The 23,625-nt window shown below is 65.1% G+C and carries 25 protein-coding genes; 10 read left to right on the top strand and 15 right to left on the bottom strand.

Annotation, left to right across the window (positions count from 1 at the left end; all coding sequences use genetic code 11):
• Positions 1-61 precede the first annotated feature (61 nt).
• Genes C8K18_RS20465 through aroQ form a run of 3 tightly spaced genes read right to left on the bottom strand, consistent with a single transcriptional unit; the run spans position 62 to position 2,836 of the window.
• Positions 62-1,435, bottom strand: coding sequence for an MFS transporter (locus C8K18_RS20465; protein ID WP_107709429.1), 1,374 nt, complete (start codon positions 1,433-1,435; stop codon positions 62-64).
• Positions 1,436-1,493: 58 nt separating this feature from the next.
• Positions 1,494-2,372 carry a shikimate dehydrogenase gene (locus C8K18_RS20460; protein ID WP_107709427.1) on the bottom strand — a complete coding sequence of 293 codons (879 nt, stop codon included), beginning with the start codon at positions 2,370-2,372 and terminating at the stop codon, positions 1,494-1,496.
• 8 nt (positions 2,373-2,380) lie between these two features.
• Positions 2,381-2,836, bottom strand: coding sequence for a type II 3-dehydroquinate dehydratase (gene aroQ, locus C8K18_RS20455; protein WP_006052720.1), 456 nt, complete (start codon positions 2,834-2,836; stop codon positions 2,381-2,383).
• A gap of 307 nt (positions 2,837-3,143) precedes the next feature.
• On the opposite strand from aroQ, the gene C8K18_RS20450 reads away from it, so the two are divergent.
• The 3 genes from C8K18_RS20450 (at position 3,144) to C8K18_RS20435 (ending at position 6,061) form a co-directional block, all read left to right on the top strand.
• Positions 3,144-5,027, top strand: a complete 1,884-nt coding sequence (locus C8K18_RS20450) for a bifunctional sugar phosphate isomerase/epimerase/4-hydroxyphenylpyruvate dioxygenase family protein (RefSeq protein ID WP_107709425.1) — start codon at positions 3,144-3,146, stop codon at positions 5,025-5,027.
• A 275-nt stretch (positions 5,028-5,302) separates the two neighbouring features.
• Complete coding sequence (locus tag C8K18_RS20440) at positions 5,303-5,635, top strand: hypothetical protein (protein ID WP_006052722.1); 333 nt, start codon at positions 5,303-5,305, stop codon at positions 5,633-5,635.
• 165 nt (positions 5,636-5,800) lie between these two features.
• A complete protein-coding gene (locus C8K18_RS20435) occupies positions 5,801-6,061 on the top strand; it encodes a hypothetical protein (RefSeq protein ID WP_006052723.1) in 261 nt (86 codons plus the stop codon).
• A gap of 31 nt (positions 6,062-6,092) precedes the next feature.
• On the opposite strand, the gene C8K18_RS20430 is transcribed toward C8K18_RS20435, so the two are convergent.
• The 6 genes from C8K18_RS20430 to C8K18_RS20405 form a co-directional block, all read right to left on the bottom strand.
• Positions 6,093-6,422 (bottom strand): hypothetical protein, encoded by a 330-nt coding sequence (locus tag C8K18_RS20430; protein ID WP_006052724.1) that lies wholly within the window; start codon positions 6,420-6,422, stop codon positions 6,093-6,095.
• A 9-nt stretch (positions 6,423-6,431) separates the two neighbouring features.
• Complete coding sequence (locus C8K18_RS20425) at positions 6,432-7,199, bottom strand: AraC family transcriptional regulator (protein ID WP_006052725.1); 768 nt, start codon at positions 7,197-7,199, stop codon at positions 6,432-6,434.
• Between the two features lie 186 nt (positions 7,200-7,385).
• A complete protein-coding gene (locus C8K18_RS20420; RefSeq protein ID WP_107709421.1) occupies positions 7,386-8,702 on the bottom strand; it encodes an FAD-dependent oxidoreductase in 1,317 nt (438 codons plus the stop codon).
• Complete coding sequence (locus C8K18_RS20415) at positions 8,699-8,974, bottom strand: (2Fe-2S)-binding protein (protein ID WP_107709419.1); 276 nt, start codon at positions 8,972-8,974, stop codon at positions 8,699-8,701. Before C8K18_RS20415 ends, C8K18_RS20420 begins: the two co-directional genes overlap by 4 nt.
• Positions 8,967-10,094 carry an FAD-binding oxidoreductase gene (locus C8K18_RS20410; protein WP_107709648.1) on the bottom strand — a complete coding sequence of 376 codons (1,128 nt, stop codon included), beginning with the start codon at positions 10,092-10,094 and terminating at the stop codon, positions 8,967-8,969. The genes C8K18_RS20415 and C8K18_RS20410 overlap by 8 nt, the downstream gene beginning before the upstream one ends.
• Positions 10,091-11,047, bottom strand: coding sequence for a 4-hydroxyproline epimerase (locus tag C8K18_RS20405; RefSeq protein ID WP_107709416.1), 957 nt, complete (start codon positions 11,045-11,047; stop codon positions 10,091-10,093). The genes C8K18_RS20410 and C8K18_RS20405 overlap by 4 nt, the downstream gene beginning before the upstream one ends.
• 359 nt (positions 11,048-11,406) lie before the next feature.
• On the opposite strand from C8K18_RS20405, the gene C8K18_RS20400 reads away from it, so the two are divergent.
• Complete coding sequence (locus C8K18_RS20400; RefSeq protein ID WP_107709414.1) at positions 11,407-12,312, top strand: dihydrodipicolinate synthase family protein; 906 nt, start codon at positions 11,407-11,409, stop codon at positions 12,310-12,312.
• Between the two features lie 39 nt (positions 12,313-12,351).
• On the opposite strand, the gene C8K18_RS20395 is transcribed toward C8K18_RS20400, so the two are convergent.
• On the bottom strand, positions 12,352-13,074 hold the full coding sequence (locus tag C8K18_RS20395) for a response regulator transcription factor (protein ID WP_006052731.1): 723 nt from the start codon (positions 13,072-13,074) through the stop codon (positions 12,352-12,354).
• 396 nt (positions 13,075-13,470) lie between these two features.
• Here C8K18_RS20395 and C8K18_RS20390 point away from each other — a divergent pair, with 396 nt between their 5' ends.
• Together C8K18_RS20390 and C8K18_RS20385 are read left to right on the top strand one after the other, a co-directional pair.
• Positions 13,471-14,772: an MFS transporter gene (locus C8K18_RS20390; RefSeq protein ID WP_029970130.1), complete on the top strand. Its 1,302-nt coding sequence runs from the start codon at positions 13,471-13,473 to the stop codon at positions 14,770-14,772.
• A gap of 181 nt (positions 14,773-14,953) precedes the next feature.
• Positions 14,954-16,408, top strand: a complete 1,455-nt coding sequence (locus C8K18_RS20385) for an MFS transporter (RefSeq protein WP_107709412.1) — start codon at positions 14,954-14,956, stop codon at positions 16,406-16,408.
• A gap of 213 nt (positions 16,409-16,621) precedes the next feature.
• Here C8K18_RS20385 and C8K18_RS20380 read toward each other — a convergent pair whose 3' ends face one another.
• The 5 genes from C8K18_RS20380 to C8K18_RS20360 all read right to left on the bottom strand — a co-directional run bounded on the left by C8K18_RS20380 (position 16,622) and on the right by C8K18_RS20360 (position 18,883).
• On the bottom strand, positions 16,622-16,894 hold the full coding sequence (locus C8K18_RS20380; protein WP_006052735.1) for a hypothetical protein: 273 nt from the start codon (positions 16,892-16,894) through the stop codon (positions 16,622-16,624).
• A 67-nt stretch (positions 16,895-16,961) separates the two neighbouring features.
• The gene (locus C8K18_RS20375; RefSeq protein WP_006052736.1) at positions 16,962-17,393 is read right to left on the bottom strand and encodes a DoxX family protein; all 432 of its coding nucleotides are present in this window, start codon (positions 17,391-17,393) and stop codon (positions 16,962-16,964) included.
• Positions 17,394-17,602: 209 nt separating this feature from the next.
• Positions 17,603-18,064, bottom strand: a complete 462-nt coding sequence (locus C8K18_RS20370; RefSeq protein ID WP_006052737.1) for an RbsD/FucU family protein — start codon at positions 18,062-18,064, stop codon at positions 17,603-17,605.
• Positions 18,065-18,173: 109 nt separating this feature from the next.
• Positions 18,174-18,449: a hypothetical protein gene (locus tag C8K18_RS20365; RefSeq protein WP_006052738.1), complete on the bottom strand. Its 276-nt coding sequence runs from the start codon at positions 18,447-18,449 to the stop codon at positions 18,174-18,176.
• A gap of 65 nt (positions 18,450-18,514) precedes the next feature.
• On the bottom strand, positions 18,515-18,883 hold the full coding sequence (locus tag C8K18_RS20360) for a nuclear transport factor 2 family protein (protein WP_107709410.1): 369 nt from the start codon (positions 18,881-18,883) through the stop codon (positions 18,515-18,517).
• A 526-nt stretch (positions 18,884-19,409) separates the two neighbouring features.
• Between C8K18_RS20360 and C8K18_RS20355 the strand changes: the two genes are divergently transcribed.
• The 4 genes from C8K18_RS20355 to flhC all read left to right on the top strand — a co-directional run bounded on the left by C8K18_RS20355 (position 19,410) and on the right by flhC (position 23,610).
• Entirely contained in the window at positions 19,410-20,294 is an 885-nt protein-coding gene (locus C8K18_RS20355) for a helix-turn-helix domain-containing protein (RefSeq protein WP_375135817.1), read from the top strand.
• A 648-nt stretch (positions 20,295-20,942) separates the two neighbouring features.
• Entirely contained in the window at positions 20,943-22,166 is a 1,224-nt protein-coding gene (locus tag C8K18_RS20345; RefSeq protein ID WP_107709405.1) for a YeeE/YedE family protein, read from the top strand.
• A gap of 531 nt (positions 22,167-22,697) precedes the next feature.
• Positions 22,698-23,018 (top strand): flagellar transcriptional regulator FlhD, encoded by a 321-nt coding sequence (gene flhD / locus C8K18_RS20340; protein ID WP_006052742.1) that lies wholly within the window; start codon positions 22,698-22,700, stop codon positions 23,016-23,018.
• Positions 23,019-23,031: 13 nt separating this feature from the next.
• Positions 23,032-23,610: a flagellar transcriptional regulator FlhC gene (gene flhC, locus C8K18_RS20335; RefSeq protein WP_006052743.1), complete on the top strand. Its 579-nt coding sequence runs from the start codon at positions 23,032-23,034 to the stop codon at positions 23,608-23,610.
• The last annotated feature ends 15 nt before the right edge of the window (positions 23,611-23,625 follow it).

Raw genomic sequence — 23,625 nt, 5'->3', positions numbered from 1 at the left:
GTCCCGTTTTTTATCGCGCTTGAGTTTGCGTTTGCAACTGCGTTCGCACTCAAACAACCGCTCAGTCCACCAGCACGATCCGCTTGATGTCGCCGACAATAAAGATGTACGACAGCGCGCCAATCAGCGCCACGATGCCGATAAACACGAGCGCGCCGACAAACGATCCCGTCGCCGCGACGATAAAGCCAACCACGAGCGGCGTCACGATGCCGGCCAGATTCGCGGCGAAGTTGAAGATGCCGCCCGTCACGCCGAGCAGTCCTTCGGGCGCGATATCGGACACCAGCGTCCAGCCGAGCGCCGCCATGCCTTGCGCAAAGAACGCCACCGACAGGATCGCGATCACCGCGACGTTGCTCTCCACGTAGTTGGCGAGAATGATCGTCGACGCGAGCAACAAGCCGGCGATGATCGGCAGTTTGCGCGCGACGTTCGCCGACTTGCCGCGACGCAGCAGCCAGTCGGAAAAGAGTCCGCCGAACATCACGCCGATCGACGCCGCAATGAACGGCATGATCGCGAAGAAGCCGATTTTCAGCCAGCCCATATGACGTTCGGTCGCGAGGTAAGTCGGGAACCAGGTGAGAAAGAACACGAGCGTCGAGTTGCCGGCGAACTGACCCAGACAGATGCCCGTCAATTGACGATGCTTCAGCAAGCGGCCAATGGTGCGCCATTCGAAGCCGCTTTTCGCGGGCGCCGCGGCAGAGGCGGCGCTGCTATGCCGCTGCGTGAGACCGCCGCCTGCTTCGATATAGTCGAGTTCGGCCTGATTCGCCGACGGATGATCGCGCGGTTCGCGATACAGCAGCCACCAGATGCCGCCGAATACGATGCCCACGCCGCCCACCACATAAAAGAGCGAACGCCAGCCGAACGCGCCCATCAGCATGAACAGGAACGGGCTGAAAAACGCGAGCCCGATATATTCGCCGACGGTGTAGGTGCCCGTCGCCATCGCGCGTTCGCTTTGCGGGAACCACGTCGCGACGACGCGGCTATTGGTCGGAAAACACGGCGCTTCGGAGACGCCGAGACCGAGGCGGAATACGAACAGGCCCGCGATGCCATGCACGAGCCCTTGCGCGAGCGTGCATAAAGACCAGAAGGTCATCGACAGAAAGTAAGTCAGCTTGCTGCCGAAACGGTCGAGAAAAAGCCCGCCTGGAATCTGCGAAGCGACGTAGCTCCACGAGAACACCGAGAACAGCAGGCCCATCATCGCGGCGTTGATGCCCAACTCTTTCGTCAACTGCGGCGCGGCAATGCCGAGCACTGTGCGGTCGAGATAGTTGATCATCGTGCCGACGGCGAGCAGTCCGAGTATCTGATAACGCGCATTCGAACGGCGCGCAGTGCCCGTGCTCATTTTCGTATTTGCGCCGGACTGTTGATTGGCGTCGGATGGACTGGATTGAATCGGTTGTGGCATAGGTGGTCGTCTCCTCAAACTATTTAGGTATCCGTCATTTACCGGCGTGCGCGACCGGTTAGCGTTCCAGCAGTGACTGGAAATGCGTATAGACGCGCTCGGCATCCGGTTCGAGCCCGGTGAAAATACGCATCGCGTCGACTGCCTGGTACACCGCCATGCCGCCGCCCGACAACGTGCGGCAGCCGAGCGCTTCCGCAGCCTGGAGCAGCGCGGTGCGAATCGGGAAGTAGACGATGTCGGCGACCCACAAGTCGCGATGCAGCAATTCGGCGGGCAACGGCAGGCCCGGCAGCTTCGCCATGCCGGTGGGCGTCGCGTGAATCAGGCCGTTGGCCGCCGCAAGCGTTTCGTCGAGCGACGCGCCCGCAGTGACCGTGCGATCGGCGAAGCGCTTCTGCAATTCAGCGGCAAGCGATTCGGCGCGCACGGGATCGACGTCGAACAGCGTGAGCGTTTGCGCGCCCATTGCGAGCGCCGCATGCGCGACGGCCGCGCCTGCGCCGCCTGCACCGAGTTGCACGACGCGTTCGAGCGACACGTCAGGCAAGCCGCGTTGAAAAGCGCGCGCAAAACCGGACCAGTCCGTGTTGTGGCCGATGCGTTTGCCGTCCTTGAAAAGCACGGTGTTCACGGCGCCGAGCGCGCGTGCATCGCCGGACAATTCGTCGAGCAGCGGAATCACCGCCTGCTTGCACGGATACGTGATGTTCAGGCCGTTGTAGCCCATGCGTTCGGCGGCAACCAGCAGATCGGGCAGCGCCGAAATGTCCAGCTTCAACGCTTCGAGGTCGATGCGGCGATACACGTAATGCAAGCCGAGCTTGCTGCCTTCCTCCTCGTGCATGGCGGGGCTCAGCGAGCCGCTGATCCCCGCGCCGATTAATCCGACCAGATATGAATTCGCGCTGGCCTGCGCGTTCGTTTGTGCATTCATTGGCGTAGTCATTTCGCCGCCCTATTCTTAAGGATGGTGACCATGCGCTCGAGCGCGAGCACATAGCCTTGCGTGCCGCAACCGACGATGATCGCGTCCGCCACCGCCGACACATACGAGTGGTGACGGAACGCTTCGCGCCGATGCACGTTCGATATGTGTACTTCGATGACGGGCTTTTCGATGGCGGTGAGCGCGTCGGCAATCGCGACGGACGTGTGCGTGTACGCAGCCGGATTGATGACAATGCCGTCGACCTTCGTGCGCGCAGCATGCAGCCAGTCGATCAATTGATGCTCGGCGTTCGACTGGCAGAAATCGATGGACAGATCGAGGCGCTCTCCCGCATCGCGGCAAAGCCGGGCGACGTCGTCGAGCGTCTCGGAACCGTAGATAGCCGGCTCGCGTGTGCCGAGCAGGTTGAGATTCGGTCCATTGAGGACCAGTACTGACGCAAAGCTCATAGTCGTCTCCAGCGGGTAGAACAGGAAGCGCAGAGCCGCGGGCTCGCAACGCTTCTCAACGTATGGCGAAGTGTGCGCGCATTCAGCCGTGTCCGTCATTCGGGGTTTATACGAATTTGTACCATCTAGTTAGTTTGTATAGACTGTCGGAAAATGCGCTTATTCTGGGAAATTCTGGCCTGCGTCTTGCTCACAAAGTAACGAACCAGGCCATTTGACGCATCGCAACATCGCTGCGAAGAGCCTGCGCCGTAGCCACAGCGCGCGATCGCGATAAGCCGTCTGACCGTTTTTGCAGGAGCTGTTCATGCAACGTTCGATTGCCACCGTGTCGATCAGCGGCACCCTCGTCGAGAAGCTGACTGCGATCCAGGCGGCCGGCTTCGAGGGCGTCGAGATTTTCGAAAACGATCTGCTGTATTTCGACGGTTCGCCCGCCGACGTACGGCGCATCGCCGAAGATCTGGGCCTGAAAATCATGCTGTTTCAGCCGTTCCGCGATTTCGACGGCGTGAGCGCCGAGCGTCTCGCGCGCAATCTGGATCGGGCAAAACGCAAGTTCGATGTGATGCACGAACTGGGCACGGATCGCATTCTGGTGTGCAGCAACGTGCAGCCCGACACCCTCTGCGACGATGCGCTGATGACCGACCAGCTCGGCGCACTCGCGCAGGCGGCCGAGGCGGCCGGCGTGATCGCCGGTTACGAAGCGCTCGCGTGGGGCCGGCACGTCAAGACGTACCGGCATGCGTGGAAGCTCGTCAACGCGGTGAACCATCCCAATCTCGGACTTGTGCTCGACAGTTTTCATACGCTGTCGCTTGGCGATACCGTCGACGGCATCGCGGATATTCCAGGCGAGCGCATCGCCTTCGTGCAGATCGCCGACGCGCCCAAGCTCGCAATGGACGTGCTCGAATGGAGCCGCCACTACCGCTGCTTTCCGGGTCAGGGCGATTTCGACGTCGCGAACTTCACGGCTCAAGTCGTGAAAGCGGGCTACAAGGGGCCGCTTTCGCTGGAAATTTTCAACGACGGCTTTCGTGCCGCGCCGACCACGATCACCGCCGCGGACGGGCATCGTTCGCTGCTGTTTCTCGAGGAGCAGACGCGTGCGTTGCTGGACAGCGAGCGGCAACCGGCCGGTGAGCTCTATGAGTCGCCGGCCGCGCCCGCGCACGTCGGCTATCAGTTCCTCGAATTCGCCGTGGATCACACCACGCGCGCGCATCTCGCCGACTGGCTCGGCAAGCTGCGCTTTCGCCAGGCGGGCCAGCATCGTTCGAAAGACGTGACGCTTTATCAGCATGGCGCCGCTTCGATCGTGCTGAACGCGGAGCCGGATTCGTTCGCCAATGCGTTCTTTCAGCAGCATGGTTTGTCGCTGTGCGCGTCGGCGTTTCGCGTCGACGATGCGCATCAGGCATTCGAGCGCGCGGCCGGCTTCGGCTATGCGCCGTTCTCCGGCCAGATCGGCCCGAACGAACGCGTGCTGCCCGCCGTGCAGGCGCCGGACGGCAGCCTCAATTACTTCGTCGACGAAACGCCTGACCAGCCGACGCTGTTCGAAGCCGATTTCGTTCTGACCGACATCAACGGCCCGGCGGAAGTGGGGCCGCTCAGCCGTATCGATCACGTGTGCCTCGCGGTGCCGGCGAATTCGCTGGATACGTGGGTGCTGTTCCTGCGCACCGCGTTTGGCTTTCAGGCGGAGCCCGGCGTGCTCGTGCCCGATCCGTATGGCCTCGTGCGCAGCCGCGCGCTGCGCAGCCGCGACGGTTCGGTTCGCGTGGTGCTGAATGCGTCGGTGGATCACCATACTGCGGTCGCCGAGGCGCTGCATACCTATCACGGCTCGGGTTTGAATCATGTCGCGTTCAGCACGGGCGACATCTTCAGCGCAATTCCCGAATTCGTCGCCGATGGCTTGCCGGTGCTGCGCATTCCGCGTAATTACTACGACGATCTGGCCGCTCGCTACGCATTGCCGGACGAGATGCTCGACGCGCTGCGCGAGCACAACATCCTGTATGACCGCGATGAGCGCGGCGGCGAATTTTTCCACGCCTATACGGAACAGCTCGATCAGCGCTTCTTCATGGAGATCGTCGAGCGGCGCGGCGGTTATGACGGCTACGGCGCGGGCAACGCGGCGGTGCGGCTCGCAGCGCAGGCGCAGCGGCGGAGATAGGCGGCGCTCAGCGTTGGCGTGTCGGCTTGTTGGCGTCTTTGCTTTTCGCCGCCGCTACGGGTTCGCAACCGCGCAAAGCAACGCGGCAGGCACGCGCCGTGCGGATCGGCTAGAAGCGGGCTCTCGCCCGATATAATGCAGCCTGATTCGCGGTCCGCGCCGCGCGGCTGCATCGCCGGTCATGTCAGCGGCGCTGTCCGCAGCGCGAGCCCAGCCCGCTCGTCTCGGGCTTGCACCTGCACTCACCGCCCGCCGAACGAAACGCCAGGAGAGATATGAAGAAGTTTGCCGTAGTCCTGTCAGTTCCCCTCCTTTTCAGCGCTTGCGCCTATTTCCAGAAGAATCCGGACGCCGGCGAGCCGGTCACGGACACGACCACGCAGCGCTCGGTCAACGACGTCATCGCTTGCCTCACGCAACTCGCGACGAACCACAACGCCGCTTTCAAATCCACGTCGATCCCGCAAGGCCAGATGCTCGACTTCGGCGATTCGAACATCGTCAAGGTGCGCAGCGACAATGGTGCGACAACGTACCGCTTCTACGCGGGCAAGCGCCACGTCAATAATCTGTGGATCGAAACCGCGGGGAAAACCTGCGCGCCGTAAGTCACGCAAGCACAGCAGAAAGCAATCGAAAGCCCGGTCGTTAAGGGTTGGTAAGCTGCGCCGCTGCCATCTTCGTGTCACGGTGTTACAGGACAATGGTTCTTAAGAACCGTTTAAGACTTCGTCCCCATCATGCCTCGGACACTACCGCACGAGGTGCGCACCATGAACCAGCCCGAACAAAATACCAACGACAACCCGCCGCCGGCGAAGCGTCCCACCATCCTGCGCCGCCTGCTGAGCCATCACGAACTGGCGACGCTGCTGCTCCTGCTGCACGCGCCGATCGACGCGTCCGCGAAACCCGAGATTCCGCAACTGCACGAAGCCGGTCTGATCGAAACGATTTCGAACGATGCCGGCGGCTCGCGCATCCGTTTGACGTCCGAGGGCAATGCCGTGCTGCGCGGACTCGGTGTTAAGTAACGCTACGCCTGCACACCTGCGCTTGCCACGGTTACGCTTGCCACACGCCGTACCCCGCTTCACGCAGTCCAATCGCCAATTCGACTTCCATGTCCTGTGCGCCGCGATAGGGCATCGGATTGAACACTTCGTATAACTCAGGCACGAGGCGCAAGCCATAGTCGCGCACGTAGCGATTCGCCTGAATGCCGGCCTTGTGCCGGTCGAAGCGCAGATCGGGATCGAGCCCGGTCATCCCCACATACACGCAAGGCTTGTCGAACCGGTAGTCCGGATTCGCGCGGCGAAAGCGCGGCTCGTTCCAGACGGTGTCGTCGAGCAAGACGACGTACACGTAATAGTGATGCTTGCGGCGAACCATAAGCCAGGTTCAGTTCCTCGACGTGCCGTGCAGCAGCATCCGGTATTCGGTCGGCGTGACGCCGACAGTCGCCTTGAATTGCCGCGTGAACGCGCTGTGATCGGTGTAGCCGCATAGCGCGGCGACGTCGGTGACCTTGTCGTTCGAGACCAGCAGCGCGGTCGCGGCATCGAGCCGCGTCTTCAGCAGAACCTGACGCGGCGTCAGATGAAACACCTTGTGAAAGTAGCGCTCGAGCTGCGCGACCGACATATCCGCCATTGCAGCCAGTTGCTTCAGGTTCAGCGGCTGCACGTAGTTTTCCTGGATGAACTGCACGACCGTCGCGAGCCTGCTATACGCGGGATGGCTGCTTTCGTCCGCTCTCAGATCGCGTGAGATGCCGGCCAGTCCGATGATCTTGCCGGCCGCGTCGCGCAACGGCTGCTTGCTCGTCAGGCACCAGCCCGGCTGACGTCCCGGATAAAGATGCAATTCGAGCTGATCGATCATCTGATTGCCGACGTGGATCACGCCCTCGTCCTGCGCGGTGTAGATGCGGCCGAAGCGGCGCGGAAACACGTCCTCGGCGGTCTTGCCGAGCAGCGCCGTTTTCTCCTTGAAGCCGCAGCGCGAAGCGAGCGTGCGGTTCACGAGCGCGTAACGCGCGTCGGCGTCCTTCACGAAGAAAACGACGTCGGGCAGCGCGTCGAATACGGGCTCGAGCTGCCGGAAGTGCGACAGCATGGCGGACAACGGTGCTTCGTCAGGGGGAAACTGATGAGCCAGCGTGTTCATCGTGCGGGTCCCGTGGGTCCGAGCCGGTTGTGAGGGCGGATGCGTGAGCGGTTTTTGACGCTTGTGGCGCTGGGTTGTTTGCGGCCGATGCGGTTCGGTTCTGGTCGATTCACCATGCATGCGCCGTCGATTATAAAGCCGCCGATTCGCCGACAATATGCGCGTGCCGGCGATGATCGGCGCACGTCATTCGGCCTGCGGCGGATGCCCAGCCGCTGCGATTAGCGTGCCGATTTGCGCGGGACTGAATGGCGGACGCGGCGCCGCCGATGGCCAACCGAAGTACACGTTGGCGCCGGTCCCGCAGATCTTTCCCTGGCAGGCGCCCATCCCGCAACGGGTGTGCAGCTTGGCGTCGCGCCAGTTCTGGAACGCGCGCACTTCGCCGACGCTGACGTCTTCGCAGCGGCATAGCAGGGTGTCGTCGGCGGGCGGGATGCGCGCGGCGGGCTGCAGAGCGAAGGCGGTTTCGACGCGCGCCGCGAAGCGGCGCCAGCGTTGGCGTTGTGCGTGAAGCGGGCGGAGGCGGGAGCTTGCGGTTAGTTCGGGGCTCGATCCGTCGACGCTGCTGCGTTCACCCACGCCCAACCCCGCGATTTCCCCTTCGATCGACGCCAACTCCGCGCCGCCCACTCCCGTGCACTCGCCCGCCGCAAACACGCCCTCGACCGAGGTGCGCTGCGAAGCATCGACGACGATGCCGCCTGCTTCGTCGATCGCACAGCCGAGCGCCTGCGCGAGCGTGACATTCGGCACCAGCCCAAAGCCGCACGCGACACGCTCGCAATCGAGCGTCACCCTGCGCTCGCCGCGCCGGATCGTGACCTGTTGCACGCGGTCTTCGCCGTGCGCCGCTTCGACCATGCTGCTCGTCCAGTAGCGCGTGCCGCAGAAACCGCGCGTCATGCTCACGGCCTGCCGCAGCTTCGCGGGTTCGCGTAGAAGCGAAGCGCCAAAACGCGCGACCTTTATGGCCGAAGCCTGCTCGACCACCGCGAGCACTCGCGCGCCCGCGGCGCATGCCGTGGCCAATGCGGCGATCAGCAACGGACCGCTGCCCGCAATCACGACGCGCTCACCGCGTACCGGCATGCCGCCTTTTATCAGCGCCTGCAGCGCGCCCGCGCCGGTCACGCCGGGCAGCGTCCAGCCGGCGAACGGCAGCAAGCGCTCACGGGCGCCCGTCGCCAGAATCAGGCGCGCGTATGTCATGCACACGCCGCCTCGTTCCGCCGATTCGACCAGTAGACCGCGCGGCGCGAGCGGCGCGATGACGCGCGTCGACGGAAAATGAGTCACGTTCCCGTGGCGGCTTAAATCGGCGAGCAGAGCGCGCAGCGGCGACTGCGGCGCGATGCCCGGTCCCTGCCGCCAGATCTGGCCGCCGACGCGCGGATTGTCGTCGAGCAACGCGACGGCCGCGCCTTCGCGTGCCGATGCAAGCGCGGCGTGGAGACCGGCCGGGCCGGCGCCTACTACGATCACGTCGAAGTGCTGGGTCACGGTGCGTTCACCTTCTGCGTATGCACGACTTGCCCATCGCGGCACAACGTCTGGCACGCAAGCACATGCGCGCGTCCATCTACCGTCACGCGGCATTCCTGACAGACACCCATCCCGCAGAGAACAGCGCGCGGCTCGCCCCGCACGGACAGTCGCGTGCCGCTCGCGCAACCGCCAACCACCAGCGCCGCCGCCACAGTCGTCCCAGCATCGACCTCGACAGCCACTCCGTCGATCATCACCCGAACCCGCGCCTCGCCACTCTTACTCATGCGCCACCTCGTGCACGAACCGCCCGGGCAGATAAGGCTCGACCGGAATCGCCGCCGTCTCTCCGACGATCTGCGCGGCAAGCAGCTTCGCCGTCGCAAGCGACGTCGTCACACCCAGCCCCTCATGACCGACCGCAAGCCACACGCCGGGCACGGCGTCGCCGGCCGGACCGATGAGCGGCAAGCCATCCGGCGATGCCGCGCGAAAGCCGGTCCATGCGCGAATGCCGTTGAGCTGCGGCAGCATCGGCAGATAGTGCGCGGCGCGCTGCAGCATCTGCGCGAGCACGGGCATCTCGACTGCGGGGTCGGTCGTGTCGAACTGGCGCGATGAGCCGATCAGCAACTGCCCCGTCGGCCGCGGCTGCGCATTGAATGCGACCGACGTGCCCGTCGCGTGGTGCGCGCTCTTGATATAGCCGAGCTCGAGCAATTGATGATGGATCAGTTCGGGGTAACGGTCGGTGATCAGCAGATGGCCTTTCTTCGGTTGCAGCGGCAGCGTCGGCACGAGTTCGCGCGCGCCGAGGCCGTTTGCGACGATCACATGCCGCGCGCCGCGCCGCTCGCCGTTCGCGAGCGTGACGCCCGTTGCATCCACGGAAACAACGGACGCGCCGAGCCGCACGCCGATGTTCGCCGACGCCGGCGATTGCGTCAGCAGCCACTCGGCGGCCGTCGGCGCGTACACGATGCTGTCGTGCTCGATGCGCAAACCGCCGACAAGCGACGCCGCCACCGCCGGCTCGCATTGGCGCAGCGCGGACGCGTCGAGCAGTTGCGCTGTAACGCCATGCGCTTCGTAAGCGGCGTGCATGGCGCGGGCGGCTTGCCATTCTTCTTCGTCGGCGGCGAGCCAGAGCGTGCCGCAGCGCGCGAACGCGTCGCGCGTGCGCAGCCGAGGCGCGAGTTGCAGCCAGAGGTCGCGCGAATAGAGCGAGAGCGCCAGTTCAGCGGGCGAGTCGTTCATCACGACGATATGGCCCATCCCGGCCGCCGTCGCGCCGCCGCCGATGCCTTGCGCGTCCAGCACCTCGACGCGCATGCCGAGCGCGGCGAGTTCGGCCGCGCAGGCCGCGCCGACGATGCCCGCGCCGACGATCAATGCATCCGCCGTCATGCCGTGCGGATGCCCCACGCGAACGGATCGCGTTCGTCGAAGCAAAGCCGCCCTTCCGCCGTGATATGCGCGTGTCCGGTGATGGTCGGAATCACGCAGACGCCGTCGTCCGCGTGACGATAGCTCGCCTCGAACACGCTGCCGATAATGCTCTCCTGCCGCCACACCGCGCCTTCGGCGAGCTTGCCGTCCGCCGCGAGGCACGCCACTTTCGCGCTGGTGCCCGTGCCGCACGGCGAGCGGTCGTACGCGTTGCCCGGACAGAGCACGAAACTGCGGCTGTCGATGCCGTCGCGCGAGCCCGGCCCGAAGAGCTCGATATGGTCGATCAGCGCGCCGTCGGCGCCGGTGATCCGCTGCGCGATCAGCGCGTCGCGGATCGCGGCGCTGAACGCCGTCAACTCAGGAATGTGCGCCGGCTCCAACGGACGGCCATGTTCGCCGACGAGGAAAAACCAGTTGCCGCCCCAGCCGATGTCGCCCGTCAACACGCCATATCCCGGCACGTCCACCTGAACGGCCTCGCGATAGCGATACGCCGGCACGTTGCGCACGGCGACGCTGCCGTCGTCGTTGAGCGTTGCTTCCACCACGCCGACGGGCGTCTCGATCCGATGACGCCCCGGCGCGATCCGCCCCATATGCGCGAGCGACACCACGAGGCCGATCGTGCCGTGTCCGCACATGCCGAGATAGCCGACGTTGTTGAAGAAGATCGCGCCGGCCGCGCACGACGGGTCGTCGGGTTCGCACAGCAGCGCGCCGACTACCACGTCCGAGCCGCGCGGTTCGGTGACGATGCCGGCGCGCCAGTCGTCGAAGCGCGTGCGGAATACCTCGAGCCGCTCTGCGAGCGTTCCGCCGCCGAGATCGGGGCCCCCGGACACGACGAGGCGGGTCGGTTCACCGCCGGTGTGGGAGTCGATGATATTGAGCGTTTTCATGACGCACATGGTAGGAACGGCGCACGCGCGAGTCTTGGTGCGACTGCGCGTGGATTGTGACGATTTCGGCATAGGTTGTAGTTTTACCGCTGCGTGGTTCCGCAGGCCACGCAACGCTGAATGAACTTGCGGCCGCGCCTCGGCCGCAGCGGCAAAGGCACGGCCGTTTGCCCAGCGCGGACCACCGCGCACGCACCGGCCAGCCGCCTCTTAACATATCGCAAAAATACAGCACCGCCCCGCCTTCTAAGTGCGGCCCAGAACCCCACTATGCCGAAATCGTCATCCGCCACGCGCGATTGACGCAAGACGGCGGCGTTTTCGCTGCTTACACTGCGCTTCGACTCATCACATTCAGGAGAGCAGTCGTGGCGCATATCTGGGAAGGCGTATTGCCGGCGGTCACCACCAAGTTCAACGCGGATTTCAGCATAGACCGTGCGTGGACCGCAAAGAATATCGAAGCGCAGATCGACGCGGGCGTGGACGGCATCATCGTGTGCGGATCGCTTGGCGAAGCGTCGACGCTCTCGCTCGACGAAAAGCTGGAAGTGCTCGACATCGCCGTGGACGCCTCGCGCGGCCGCGTGCCGGTGCTGCTGACGATCGCGGAAAACAGCACGCTCGACGCCTGCCGCCAGGCCGAACACGGCGGCCGGCACGGCGCGGCCGGTTTCATGGTGCTGCCGGGTCTGCGCTATCTGTCCGATCGGCGCGAGACGCTGCATCACTTTCGCAGCGTCGCCGACGCAAGCGCACTGCCGCTGATGATCTACAACAATCCGCTCGCGTACGGCGTCGATATGACGCCCGAGATGTTCGCCGAAATCGCCGACGAGAAAAAGATCGTCGCGATCAAGGAATCATGCGGCGACGTGCGGCGCGTGACCGATCTGATCAACGCGGTCGGCGACCGCTTCGCGATTCTGTGCGGCGTCGACAATCTCGCGATGGAAGCCATCCTGATGGGCGCGCATGGCTGGGTGGCCGGTCTCGTGTGCGCATTTCCGCATGAGACGGTGGCGATCTACAAGCTGTTGAAAGCGGGACGCCTGGAAGAAGCGCGGGCGATTTACCGCTGGTTCGCGCCGCTGCTCGCGCTCGACGTATCGTCGAAGCTGGTTCAGAACATCAAGCTCGCCGAAGCGATGGTGGGACTCGGCACGGAGCCGGTCCGCCCGCCGCGCCTGCCGCTTGCCGGCGACGAGCGCGCGGCGGTGGAAGCGTTGATCCGCAAGTCGCTCGAAACGCGGCCGCAATTGCCGCGCCTTTGAGCGAGTGCCGGTGTGCGAGTTTGAGCGTGAATAAAGGCTTCAGGCCGCCTGCGGCTGCGCGTGCACAGCATCCTCGTGACGCAGATGCAGCAGCCTGTAGCCGCTCTTATAAACCGGCTGCAAGCGAAACTCGTTTTGCGGCTCGATTGCGAGCAACAGACGCAGCCGCGACACGTGGCTGTCGATGGTGCGCGTGAACTCGCGGAATTCGCGGCCCCACACCATCGCGAAAATGTGATCGCGCGACATCACGCGGCCAATGTTCGAGAAGAACAGCGAAGCGAGCCGGTATTGCGTGCCGGACAAGGCGACCGGCTGGCCGCGCAGCATGACGACCTGGCGATGCGTGTCGAAGCGGTACGGGCCCACGTCGAAGCTCGCGGTGCCGAAGCGCTCCGGATAGGCGCGCCGCAGCAACGCCGTGACGCGCTCGCGGAATTCGGCCGGGCGCAGCGGCAGTGACGCGTAGTCGTCGGCGCCGTTGACGAACGCGCGCACCATGCTCTCCTCGGACGTGTCGCGCGACACGAAAATCACCGGCATCCGGTCGCCGCCGACCGCGCGCGCCGTGCGCAACACCTCGGTGCCCGACAGGCGCGTGCCGTGCCAGTCCAGCACCAGCAGATCCACGGTGGATCGGGCAAGCGTTTTCGACATGGTGAGACCGTCGTCGTAGCCCGCGCAGGTATGGCCGGCGCTCGTCAGAATCTTTTCAATCGACTGACGCATGACGGGATCACGTTGGAGAATGGCAATGCGCATGGGATGACTCATAACTGATGGCGTGGACGCGATTCTCGAAGGCCCACCCGCGCTATCCCATAGGACCAATCCTAATTTAGCGTTTGCTCAGACGAATCCGCTCGACGAATCGCCGACGGACTACAGCCGACTTCCTGTACCCAGGCCCGGCTTTCCCCAGGCCCGCCACGAAACGCGGACTCAAGCAGAACTTTCCCAATCTAATTAAGCACTTCCCGAGGCGAATCGCTTTCATCCTGTAAAATCGCGGGTTGGCTTACTTCGTCATCGCGCCGCCCTACCCGGGACGGCGCGCCGGTGTCCCGCGCTCTACCCAGCCGTTGCCACACTTCTCGCCCGACGAGCGCCGTTTTTCCACGCCACACGTGGTTTCCAATTCAACACAACGACATAGCAATGCAAGCGACAAATCTGGGTGGAGCGCAGGCTGTCACCCCACGCCCGCTTGGGCGCAGCGACTATAAAACGCTCGGCCTCGCGGCCCTGGGCGGCGCACTCGAGTTCTACGACTTCATCATCTTCGTGTTTTTTGCGCCGGCAATCGGCCAGCTATTCTTTCCGGCCGCGATGCCGGACTGGCTGCGCCAGGTGCAGACCTTCGGCATCTTCGCCGCGGGTTATCTGGCGCGGCCGCTCGGCGGCATCATCATGGCGCACTTCGGCGATCTGTTCGGCCGCAAGCGCATGTTCACGCTGAGCGTGCTGCTCATGTCCGTGCCGACGCTGATGATGGGTCTCCTGCCCACCTACGCGAGCATCGGCGTGATGGCGCCGGTTCTTCTGCTGCTGTTTCGCGTGATGCAGGGCGCGGCGGTCGGCGGCGAGGTGCCGGGCGCGTGGGTGTTCGTCTCCGAGCACGTGCCCGAGCGGCACATCGGCTATGCGTGCGGCACGCTGACGGCCGGGCTGACGGCGGGCATCCTGCTCGGCTCGCTGATCGCGTCGGCGGTGAATCGCAACTTTGCGCCCGCTGAAATCGCCGATTACGCGTGGCGCATTCCGTTCCTGATCGGCGGCGTGTTCGGCATGTTCTCGGTTTATCTGCGCCGCTGGCTGCACGAGACGCCGGTGTTCGCCGAGCTCAAGCAACGCAAGGCGATTGCCGCCGAAGTGCCGCTCAAGGCCGTGCTGCGCGACCACGGCCGTGCGGTCATCGTGTCGATGCTGCTTACGTGGATGCTGTCGGCCGCGATCGTCGTCGTGATTCTGATGACGCCGACGCTGCTGCAAAAGCAGTTTCACATCGCGCCGGCGACCGCTCTGCTCGCGAACTGCGTGGCGACGCTGTGCCTGACGATCGGCTGCGTGATGGCGGGCTCGATCGCCGGGCGCGTCGGCGCGGGGCGCACGATTTTCATCGGCGGCCTGGCGCTGGCGGCGACCTACTATGCGATGTTCCAGCAACTCGCCGTCGATACGTCCACGCTCGTGCCGCTGTACGGCGTGACTGGTCTGCTCGTCGGCGTGATCGGCGCCATTCCGTTCGTGATGGTGAAAGCCTTTCCGCCGGTCGTGCGCTTCTCGGGCATCTCGTTTTCGTACAACGTCGCGTACGCGATCTTCGGCGGGCTGACGCCGATCGCCGTCTCGCTGATGATGAAATCGAATCCGATGGCCGCGCCGTTGTACGTCGGCACGATCTGCGTGCTGGGCGCGCTGACTGCGCTCTTCATCAAGGACGCGCCGCACAAGCGCTGATCCTGCGTGTGCGCTCATGAATGACGCGAACGGCGCGCCTTTGCAGGCGCGCCGTTTTCGCATGTGCGAGCGAGTGCGTTCGTTCAGGCGGCGACGCGACTGAGCGCATACCCTCCACGGTCTTTCACCGACATCGACACTTCACGCCGGCCCGAAACATCGGGCGCGCCATCGGCCTACGATGTGTCGCATGAACTCCCAAAAAACACCCGTTTCGCCCGCCCTCGGCCGCGTGCTCGCGACCGTCAGCGTCGGCTTCGTCGTCACGCAGTTGGACGTGACCATCGTCAATATTGCGCTGCCGCAGATCGGCGCGAATCTGCACGCGAACGTCGCGGGCCTGCAATGGGTCGTCGATGCGTACACGCTCGCCTTCGCCGTGCTGATGCTGTCGGCCGGCGCGCTCGGCGACCGCTTCGGCGCGCGCCGGCTGTATGCGGCGGGCATCGTGCTGTTCGCGCTGGCGTCGCTTGCCTGCGGCCTCGCGCTCGACGCGCCGATGCTCGTCGCGGCCCGCGCGCTGCAAGGCGTCGGCGCCGCCGCGATGCTGCCGAATTCGTTGGCGCTGCTCAACCAGTCGTACGGGCACGACCCGAAACTTCGCGCCCGCGCGGTCGGACTGTGGACGGCGTCAGGCGCCATTTCGATCGCCGCAGGCCCGGTGTTGGGCGGAGTGCTGATCGCGGCCTTCGGCTGGCGCAGCATTTTCCTCGTCAATCTGCCGATTTGCGCCGCCGGCTTTCTCGCGACCTTGCTGTGGGTGCCGCGTCCGCAGGCCGCCGCGAAAGCGGATACCAGCCCGCGCGGCATCGACCTCGGCGGCCAGTCGCTCGCCGTTGTCGCGTTGACCGCGTTCGTCGCCGCCGTGATCGAATGGCGGCCGCTGGGGCTCAGTCATCCGCTCGTCGCGGGCGGCTTCGTGCTCGCGGCGCTCGCGGGCGGCGCATTCGTCGCCGTTGAGGCGCGGGCGCGCGCACCGATGCTGCCGCTGTCGCTCTTCAGCAAGCGCAGCTTCAGCGCGGCCGTGCTGTTCGGCATCTGCGTGAACATGACTTATTACGGCATGGTCTTCGTGCTGAGCCTGTATTTGCAGCGGGCGCGCGGCTACACGCCGTTGCAGGCCGGGCTCGCGTTTTTGCCGCTGACCGGCGGCTTCCTGATTTCGAACGTGGCGAGCGGCTGGGTGGTCGGACGCTTCGGCGTGCGTGTGCCGATGATCGCCGGCGCCATCACCGCCGGGCTCGGCTACGGCCTGCTGCACTTCGTCGATGCCGGCACGCCGCTCATCGGCTTGCTGCTGCCGTTCCTGCTGATCCCGTCCGGCATGGGGCTCGCGGTGCCGGCGATGACCACCGCCGTGCTGGCATCGGTGGAAGCGCGGCGCGCGGGCACGGCGTCGGCGGTATTGAACACGGCGCGCCAGGCGGGCGGCGCGGTGGGCGTGGCCGCCTTCGGCGCGCTCGCGAGCGGCTCCGCGGCGACGCAAATCGTTTCGGGCATGCAAACGGCGACGGCGATCTCGGTCGGGCTGCTGGTGTTCGGCGGCGTGATGAGTTGCCTCGTGCATCCGCAGCCGCATTCGTCGTCGACGGCGCGGGGCGACGCGGACTCCGTGCGCGTGGGTAATTCGCGCTGATGTTGCAGACTGGCTGTCGAGGCTTCGTGCGCCGCGTCTCGGTTCGCGTTCGTTCGTCTCGGCTCGCCTTTAAACGCACGCGCAATAAAAAACGACCCCGGCGGCTCGAGGCCACAGGGGTCGTCAGCGGTCTATCGGGCGTCTATCGGGCGTCTATCGGGCGTCTATCAGGCGCTCAGCCACGAGCGCGCCCTGCACCACTGCGCCGGCGAGCTACAGCGGCGCTTCCTGAATCGTGCCGGTGTTGATCGCGGCTTCGATCAGCCCTTCGTTTTGCGCCTTGCTGATTGCATCGGCGATCAGTTTTTCCGGCTCTTCGATCTCCGCCTTGATCGCGCCCAGGAATCCGGACGCATCGAGAACGACGAGCGTTTTCGCGGAATCGGCAAGGCTGATGATCACGCGATGCGGCGTGGGCCCTTCGCCAAGACTCGCGCACAACTGCAGCACCTTGCCCCCAATGGATTGCTCGAAACTTTGAATCATATGTGCTCCCTTGATTGCGGCCGAATACGGCAGCCGGTCGAACCGGCTAAATCGTGAGCGCGGGCGCTCAAAGGCCCAACCCGCTGCGCGGCGCGCGCGCACCGTCGATACTGATACGCCCCGCGCCGGTCACGAACAGCAGCAGAAAACCACCGGCGATACCGATGTTTTTCCAGAAATGAATCACCATGTCGCGCTGCAAGGCGGCGTCGGTCACATTCCAGAAGTCGTGGCCCAGGACCGCGGTTGCCACCGTGTAGACCGCCATGATGAGCGCGAGCGGACGCACCTTGAAGCCGACGATCAACAGCAGGCCGCCCAATGCCTCGACCGCCGTGGCGATCGGCGCGGCGATCTGCACGAACGGCACGCCCTTCGAATGCAGGTAGCCGACAAAGCCCGCATAGCCCAGCAGTTTCATCACGCCGCCCCACAGGAACAGAACGGCAAGCGCGATACGCGCGATGAGAATAACGCCGGAATCGACGGGACGCGTCATGAGGTGCTCCTGTAGATGAATAAGCAGCAGACCCGGTTAAAGGGCCACAGTTCCCTGCTTTGCCTCTGAGCATAAGTGGATTGCCCGCGCTTTCCAAGGCGGGCAAGCGTTGGATGCGTAGTCTGCGACGCCGGGGATGCCCGGCGGCACGATTGGCTTCAAACGTCTTCACCGACGCTGACGCCGCGAACCGGCGGCGTCGTGCACTATCAACGCGGCGCGTCGGGCGCGAGCAGCACGCCTTTCGTGAAGACGAAGCAGCCGTAGCCACGGTCTTCACCCGTCGCGATCACGCAATACGCTTTGCGCGCGCGCTCGTAAAACGCGAAGCGTTCGATGGATGCAAACGGCACCTCGCGCCCCTCGGCGGCATTGACCTCGATCTGCGCCTCGCGCTGCACGGCCGGAATGGTATGCGGCTCGCCGACGACTTCCATCCGCGACGCCGGTTGCTCGATGAAGGTATCGAGCGGCAGCACGGAAAGCACGGCGCGGACTGCACGCGGCGCGCTCACGCCGTCCAGATGAAGCAGCTTGCCGAGCACCGTGGAATGCGCGACCGAGTTGCCCGGAAAGTTCGCGTCGCAGATCACGAGTTCGTCGCCGTGACCCATTGAGCGTAGTGCATGCAGGATGTCGGCGTTCAGCAGGGGATCGAGGTTCTTTAGCACTGTGTCTCCATGCAAGTTGCTTGCGGTTATTCGAATGGATTGAATCGATTGCCTTGAGCGCAATACGGCAAACGATTGTAGCAAGCAACGTCGCGCGCTTCGGAGAGATTCAGTGCGCCGCGCAAGACGCGCCGGGCGCGCCGGACGCCCCACGCCTCTTGCCGCGGCAACGCCACCGCAACCATCCGATGATCGCGAGCAGCATCAGCCCCGCGCCGCCGAGCACCGGTTCGCGCCAGCCGAGCAACGCGGTGAACATGAACGCGCGCGTGCCGGCGAGCAGCGCGAAGCCGGCGATCGCGCCGGAGAACGCGTCCATCGCGGCAGCGAATCGCGCGAACGTTCTGACGGGCGAACGAGTCGTGACGCCGGCGGGCTCGTGCATGATGCTCTCCATGAAAGATGGGCGGTGGTGATTGGCGATGGCTAATTGCGATTGGCGGTGGCCGCTCAGGCGCCCGCTGGCACCTGGTCGAGGAAGCCGGTCACGGACTGAAGGCGCCCGTGCGCGTCGACCGTGCCGAAGTCGGAGCCCTTGACGATCGCATCGCCGGCGGGCGTCACGAGTTCCCACGAAAAGCGCAGGCGATTGCCGAAGCCGTCGACGTCGGTCGAGCGGCGAAACGTGTGACCGGCAAAGCGCTCCTGCACGGCCTGGATCATCGCGTCGATGCCGTCGTGGCACGCGCCGGTCATCAGCGGGTCGCGGTAGTCGGCGTCGCGAGCCCAGGTCGCGGCGATCAGTTCGCGGCGGCGCGCGCCGTCGGTCTCGTTCCATGCTTCGAAATAACGGTCGATCAGGTTGGTATGCGCGTTCATCTCCCACTCCTATGGCGTGATAGAGCGCTACGCTCGGCACGCGGGTCGCGTGCGGCGGGCTCGGAGTGAAGATTCGCGGTTTGCGCGACGTCGGTCGATTACGTGGGAGGTAATCGGGGTGCTGCGGTGGGCGGGGCAATGTGGCGGCTGGGGTGGCGAGGCGGAGCCATGCGCTGCGAGAGGAGCAGCGAGGTGCGGCCACGCGCGGCGAGAGCGGCAGCGGGAGCGACGGGACGGGGACGGCCAGCGGTGGGACGGCCAGCGGCGAGGCGTAGCACTGCGCGGCGAGAGCGGAAGCGAGGCGCGGCCACGCGCGGCGAGAGCGGCAGCGAGGTGCGGCCACGCGCGGCGGGCGGCGACACGAGCGACGGGACGGCTAGCGGCGAGGCGCAGCCATGCGCGACGAGAGGAGCAGCGAGGTGCGGCCACGCGCGGCGAGCGTCAAGCCACAAACGACGTGCGACACGCCCCACCCATTACCTCCGAAGTAATGGATTGCCGCGGCGCTTTGGCTATCATCGGTGGCATGAACACACTTTCTCTTGCGCAAGGCGCCGCGTCGGCGCCGCCCACGGCCAGCCGCAGCGTCGGCGATCTGCTGCGTGAATGGCGGCAGCGTCGGCGAATGAGCCAATTGCTGCTCGCCGCCGAAGCCGACATCTCGACGCGGCATCTGAGCTTCGTCGAATCCGGCCGCGCGACGCCGAGCCGCGAAATGGTGATGCATCTCGCCGAGCGCCTCGACGTGCCGCTGCGCGCGCGCAACGCGCTGCTGGTCGCGGCGGGATACGCGCCGCTGTTCCGCGAGCGTCCGCTGTCGGACCCGCAACTGAGCGCGGCGCGCGAGGCCGTCGAGCTGGTGCTGAAGGGCCACGAGCCGTATCCGGCACTTGCCATCGACCGTCACTGGACGATCGTCGCCACCAACAATGCGCTCGCACCGCTGCTCGCGGGCGCGAGTCCCGAATTGCTGAAGCCGCCCGTCAACGCGTTGCGCCTGAGCCTGCATCCGGAGGGCATTGCGTCGTCGATCGTCAACTGGCACGCGTGGCGCGAGCACGTGCTCGCGCGGCTGCAACGGCAAATCGACGTAAGCGCCGACGACACCCTCAGCGCGCTGCGCGACGAGCTGGCTGCTTACCCGAGCCCGCTAGGCGCCGCCGCGCCCGATGCCGCCGATAGCCCGCTCAACCAGATCGCCGTGCCGCTGCGGCTGCGCACGCCGCTTGGCGTGCTGTCGTTTTTCAGCACGACGACGGTGTTCGGCACGCCAGTGGACGTGACGCTTTCTGAACTCGCCATTGAGGCGTTCTTTCCGGCGGATCCGCAAACCGCGGCCGCACTGCGCGACTTCGCGGAGAAGCAGCGCGTGGAGGGCGCTGCGGGCAGGGAGACGGCTGCCGGCGCGTGAACGCGTGGTCGAGTGGTCGCGTGGTCGCGTGGTCGAGTGGTCGCGTGGCTGCGTGGCTGCGTGCCTGCGTGCCTGCGTGGCTGCGTGGTCGCGTGGTCGCGTGGTCGCGTGGTCGCGTGGTCGCGTGGTCGTGCGTAGTCGCTTATACGCGCGACGCAACGCCGGGCTGCCCGCAAGATCGGCGACGCCCTCTCGCGCGTCGCCTGAAGCAGCGCCGCGAGGTTGCGGTCGGGATCGTGGAGTTGATTGCGGCCTGCGGGCTCAGCTCGTGGCCGCGAACAGGCGGGAGCAGAACGCATATGACAGCGCTCCGCTTAACCGACCGCACGCGGCGGCGCGACGCTCAATGGACCGCATACGCCAGCGCAGCGCTTGAGCGACCGCAGACGGCGGCGTAACGCTCAACGGACGGCAGCCAGCGCCACGCCGAACCGACAGGCACACGCCAGCGCCCCGCCGAACCAACGCACATACGCTAGCGCCCCTCTCGACCGAGACACGCCCCCCGCGCCCCACCCCTCTGCGCAAATCTCCCCCACGTGCTATCTTTTTCGATCCACTTTGCATGTGTCGACCCAGCGCGCTGAGCCTCCCGACGACGTTCACGTCGCGAGCCGCCGCCGCGCCTGAATCCTCCGCCTACTCATCATGTCCGATCTCTCCACTCCGCTTTCGCGCGCCCCGCGCCGCTTCGACCTCAACCCCAAACCGCTTGCCGCGGCGCTGCTGCTGATCGCGCTCGGCGCCGTCTATCTGGCGCAGACGGTCAGCGGCCGCCAGGCCGCGCTCTATATAGTCGGCGCGCTGCTCGGCCTGTCGCTCTATCACGCGGCATTCGGCTTTACGTCGGCGTGGCGCGTATTTATCGCCGATGGCCGCGGCGCCGGCCTTCGCGCGCAGATGCTGATGCTCGCCGTCGGCGTCGTGCTGTTCTTCCCGGCGCTCGCGTCGGGCAGCCTGTTTGGGCATCCGGTTGTCGGTCTGGTCGCGCCCGCGGGCACCTCCGTGGTGGTCGGCGCGTTCATGTTCGGCGTCGGCATGCAGCTTGGCGGCGGTTGCGCGTCCGGCACGCTGTACACGGTCGGCGGCGGCAGCACGCGAATGATCGTCACGCTCGCCGCGTTCGTCACCGGCTCGGTCGTGGCCACCGCGCATATGCCGTTCTGGACCGCGCTCCCGTCGCTCAAGCCGCTCTCGATGGTGACGACGCTCGGCGCAAGCAGCGCCATCGCGCTCAATCTGGCGATTTTCGCGGCCATCGCCGCGCTGACAGTGCTCGTCGAACGGCGCCGGCACGGAGGCCTCGTCAACGAAGCGGCGCGCCCGCCGCGCGCGTCGCCGTGGCTGCAAGGGCCGTGGCCGCTGTTCGTCGGCGCGCTCGCCCTCGTGCTGCTCAACTTCGCGACGCTCGCGCTGTCGGGCCGCCCGTGGGGCGTCACCTCGGCGTTCGCGCTGTGGGGCGCGAAGCTCTTCGCCGCGCTCGGGATAGACGTCGCGAGCTGGCCGTACTGGGCGACCCGCGCGAACGCAGGCGCGCTGGCGGCGCCTGTTACACACGACGTCACGACCGTGATGGACGTCGGCATCATTCTCGGCGCGATGGCCGCCGCCGCGCTCGCCGGGCGTTACGCGCCGGTCTGGAAAGTGCCGATGCGTTCGCTGATCGCGGCCGTGGTCGGCGGCCTGCTGCTGGGCTACGGCGCGCGCCTCGCCTACGGCTGTAACATCGGCGCCTACTTCAGCGGCATCGTCTCCGGCAGCCTGCACGGTTGGCTGTGGCTCGTCGCGGCGTTTGCCGGCAACGTGCTCGGCACGCGCCTGCGGCCCGCGTTCGGCCTCGAAGTCGAACGGGTACGTCGCACCGGCTGCTGATTCTCACCGGGGAAGTTACAAAGTCGCCCTGGTTTGTAACCGGGGCGGCAGCAGTCCGTTACAACTCTCTTCTGTCCCCAAAGCACGAAAAGCCGACGGTATTTATTACACATTTTGCTTCGGCTTTTCTCTTTCCCTTTCATTCAGACTTATTTACCGGTTGTGCGCACAACGATCGGCTGTTGCGCGGACGATACGCCGTCATCCCCGCCCTACAAGGGTTTTCATGGATCAGACCATTGCCGGCACGGCCGCAAAAGCCGTGTAGCATCGCCTATTACAGGCCGGTGAAATTCTTACCGAAATTTGATGCATCTTTTTGAGATATTTTTTCGAGAAGGGATTGATTTCTTGTTTTGCCCTTCATACAATTCGTCCCAAGCTGTTACGAAATGTAACGCGATGTATCAAAAGGTCGCCATCTGTATCAACCGAGCGACCCGTAGCCGAAGGACAACGTTTTCGGCGAGGCACAAAAGAGATAACGGCAAAAAGCCGACTTAGTAATTCGGGGCTTCGGAAACACAGAAAATGGACCGTAGCAGCGAGACGCTGGACTCAATCCGCGAGATTAACCTGTCGTACATCATGCTTGCGCAACGCATGTTGCGTGAGGACAAACCCGTCGGCATGTTCCGTCTGGGCTTGTCGTCGGAACTGGCCGATCTGCTTGCCGGGCTGTCGCTCGCGCAGATCGTCAAGCTGGCCTCTTCCGATCAGCTTTTGTGCTTCTTCCGCTTCAACGACCACTCGATGTTGTCGGCGTTGACGCAAACGACGAAGCACACCGCAGTTGCACCGACTCACGCGGCCATCCTGCTTGCAGGCCAGCCCGCCGAGCAATTTGCCTAATAGGGTGACTGCGATGCTTAAGCGTAGCCTGACGGAAGACGCACAAGAAGTGTTTCGCGCCATCGCGCTGATCGAACTGGGCGCACGCATGCAGGTGCTCGAGAGCGAGTTGACGCTCTCGCGCGATCGCATGATCCGCCTGTATCGTGAGGTGAAGGGCGTATCGCCGCCCAAGGGCATGCTGCCGTTCTCGGCGGACTGGTACATGACGTGGCTCGCGAACATTCACGCTTCGCTGTTCTACAACACGTACCTGTTCCTCAAGAACGAAGCGCGCTGCTCGCATCTCGACGCGCTGACGAAGGGATATCGGCTGTATCTCGAGCACTGCAAGCACAGCGAAACCGAACCGGTGCTGGACTTGACGCGCGCGTGGACGCTCGTGCGTTTCTTCGACGCCGACATTCTGCAACTGACGAAGTGCTGCCGTTGCACCGGCAAGTTCGTCGCGCACAAGCACGACTTGCAACACAACGTGGTGTGCGGCGCGTGCCAGCCGCCGTCGCGTGCCGGCAAGACGAAGAAGGCCGCAGCGGCTCGCCAGGAAGCAATGGAAGCTGCGCAGGTCGCGCAGGTCGCTCAAGCCGCCTGAGCCAGGCAACTCGTT

It is taken from the genome of Paraburkholderia sp. GV068 (assembly GCF_003058125.1).
In the GTDB taxonomy this organism is placed as follows: Bacteria; Pseudomonadota; Gammaproteobacteria; order Burkholderiales; family Burkholderiaceae; genus Paraburkholderia; species Paraburkholderia graminis.
This window is presented reverse-complemented; position numbering and strand designations above follow the sequence as displayed.

What these genes read in the sequence shown, in the direction of transcription:
- C8K18_RS20465 (WP_107709429.1), bottom strand. Translation starts at nt 1,435, where the DNA reads ATGCCACAACCGATTCAATCCAGTCCATCCGACGCCAATCAACAGTCC.
- C8K18_RS20460 (WP_107709427.1), bottom strand. Translation starts at nt 2,372, where the DNA reads ATGAATGCACAAACGAACGCGCAGGCCAGCGCGAATTCATATCTGGTC.
- aroQ (WP_006052720.1), bottom strand. Translation starts at nt 2,836, where the DNA reads ATGAGCTTTGCGTCAGTACTGGTCCTCAATGGACCGAATCTCAACCTG.
- C8K18_RS20450 (WP_107709425.1), top strand. Translation starts at nt 3,144, where the DNA reads ATGCAACGTTCGATTGCCACCGTGTCGATCAGCGGCACCCTCGTCGAG.
- C8K18_RS20440 (WP_006052722.1), top strand. Translation starts at nt 5,303, where the DNA reads ATGAAGAAGTTTGCCGTAGTCCTGTCAGTTCCCCTCCTTTTCAGCGCT.
- C8K18_RS20435 (WP_006052723.1), top strand. Translation starts at nt 5,801, where the DNA reads ATGAACCAGCCCGAACAAAATACCAACGACAACCCGCCGCCGGCGAAG.
- C8K18_RS20430 (WP_006052724.1), bottom strand. Translation starts at nt 6,422, where the DNA reads ATGGTTCGCCGCAAGCATCACTATTACGTGTACGTCGTCTTGCTCGAC.
- C8K18_RS20425 (WP_006052725.1), bottom strand. Translation starts at nt 7,199, where the DNA reads ATGAACACGCTGGCTCATCAGTTTCCCCCTGACGAAGCACCGTTGTCC.
- C8K18_RS20415 (WP_107709419.1), bottom strand. Translation starts at nt 8,974, where the DNA reads ATGAGTAAGAGTGGCGAGGCGCGGGTTCGGGTGATGATCGACGGAGTG.
- C8K18_RS20410 (WP_107709648.1), bottom strand. Translation starts at nt 10,094, where the DNA reads ATGACGGCGGATGCATTGATCGTCGGCGCGGGCATCGTCGGCGCGGCC.
- C8K18_RS20405 (WP_107709416.1), bottom strand. Translation starts at nt 11,047, where the DNA reads ATGTGCGTCATGAAAACGCTCAATATCATCGACTCCCACACCGGCGGT.
- C8K18_RS20395 (WP_006052731.1), bottom strand. Translation starts at nt 13,074, where the DNA reads ATGCGCATTGCCATTCTCCAACGTGATCCCGTCATGCGTCAGTCGATT.
- C8K18_RS20390 (WP_029970130.1), top strand. Translation starts at nt 13,471, where the DNA reads ATGCAAGCGACAAATCTGGGTGGAGCGCAGGCTGTCACCCCACGCCCG.
- C8K18_RS20385 (WP_107709412.1), top strand. Translation starts at nt 14,954, where the DNA reads ATGTGTCGCATGAACTCCCAAAAAACACCCGTTTCGCCCGCCCTCGGC.
- C8K18_RS20380 (WP_006052735.1), bottom strand. Translation starts at nt 16,894, where the DNA reads ATGATTCAAAGTTTCGAGCAATCCATTGGGGGCAAGGTGCTGCAGTTG.
- C8K18_RS20375 (WP_006052736.1), bottom strand. Translation starts at nt 17,393, where the DNA reads ATGACGCGTCCCGTCGATTCCGGCGTTATTCTCATCGCGCGTATCGCG.
- C8K18_RS20365 (WP_006052738.1), bottom strand. Translation starts at nt 18,449, where the DNA reads ATGCACGAGCCCGCCGGCGTCACGACTCGTTCGCCCGTCAGAACGTTC.
- C8K18_RS20360 (WP_107709410.1), bottom strand. Translation starts at nt 18,883, where the DNA reads ATGAACGCGCATACCAACCTGATCGACCGTTATTTCGAAGCATGGAAC.
- C8K18_RS20355 (WP_375135817.1), top strand. Translation starts at nt 19,410, where the DNA reads ATGAACACACTTTCTCTTGCGCAAGGCGCCGCGTCGGCGCCGCCCACG.
- C8K18_RS20345 (WP_107709405.1), top strand. Translation starts at nt 20,943, where the DNA reads ATGTCCGATCTCTCCACTCCGCTTTCGCGCGCCCCGCGCCGCTTCGAC.
- flhD (WP_006052742.1), top strand. Translation starts at nt 22,698, where the DNA reads ATGGACCGTAGCAGCGAGACGCTGGACTCAATCCGCGAGATTAACCTG.
- flhC (WP_006052743.1), top strand. Translation starts at nt 23,032, where the DNA reads ATGCTTAAGCGTAGCCTGACGGAAGACGCACAAGAAGTGTTTCGCGCC.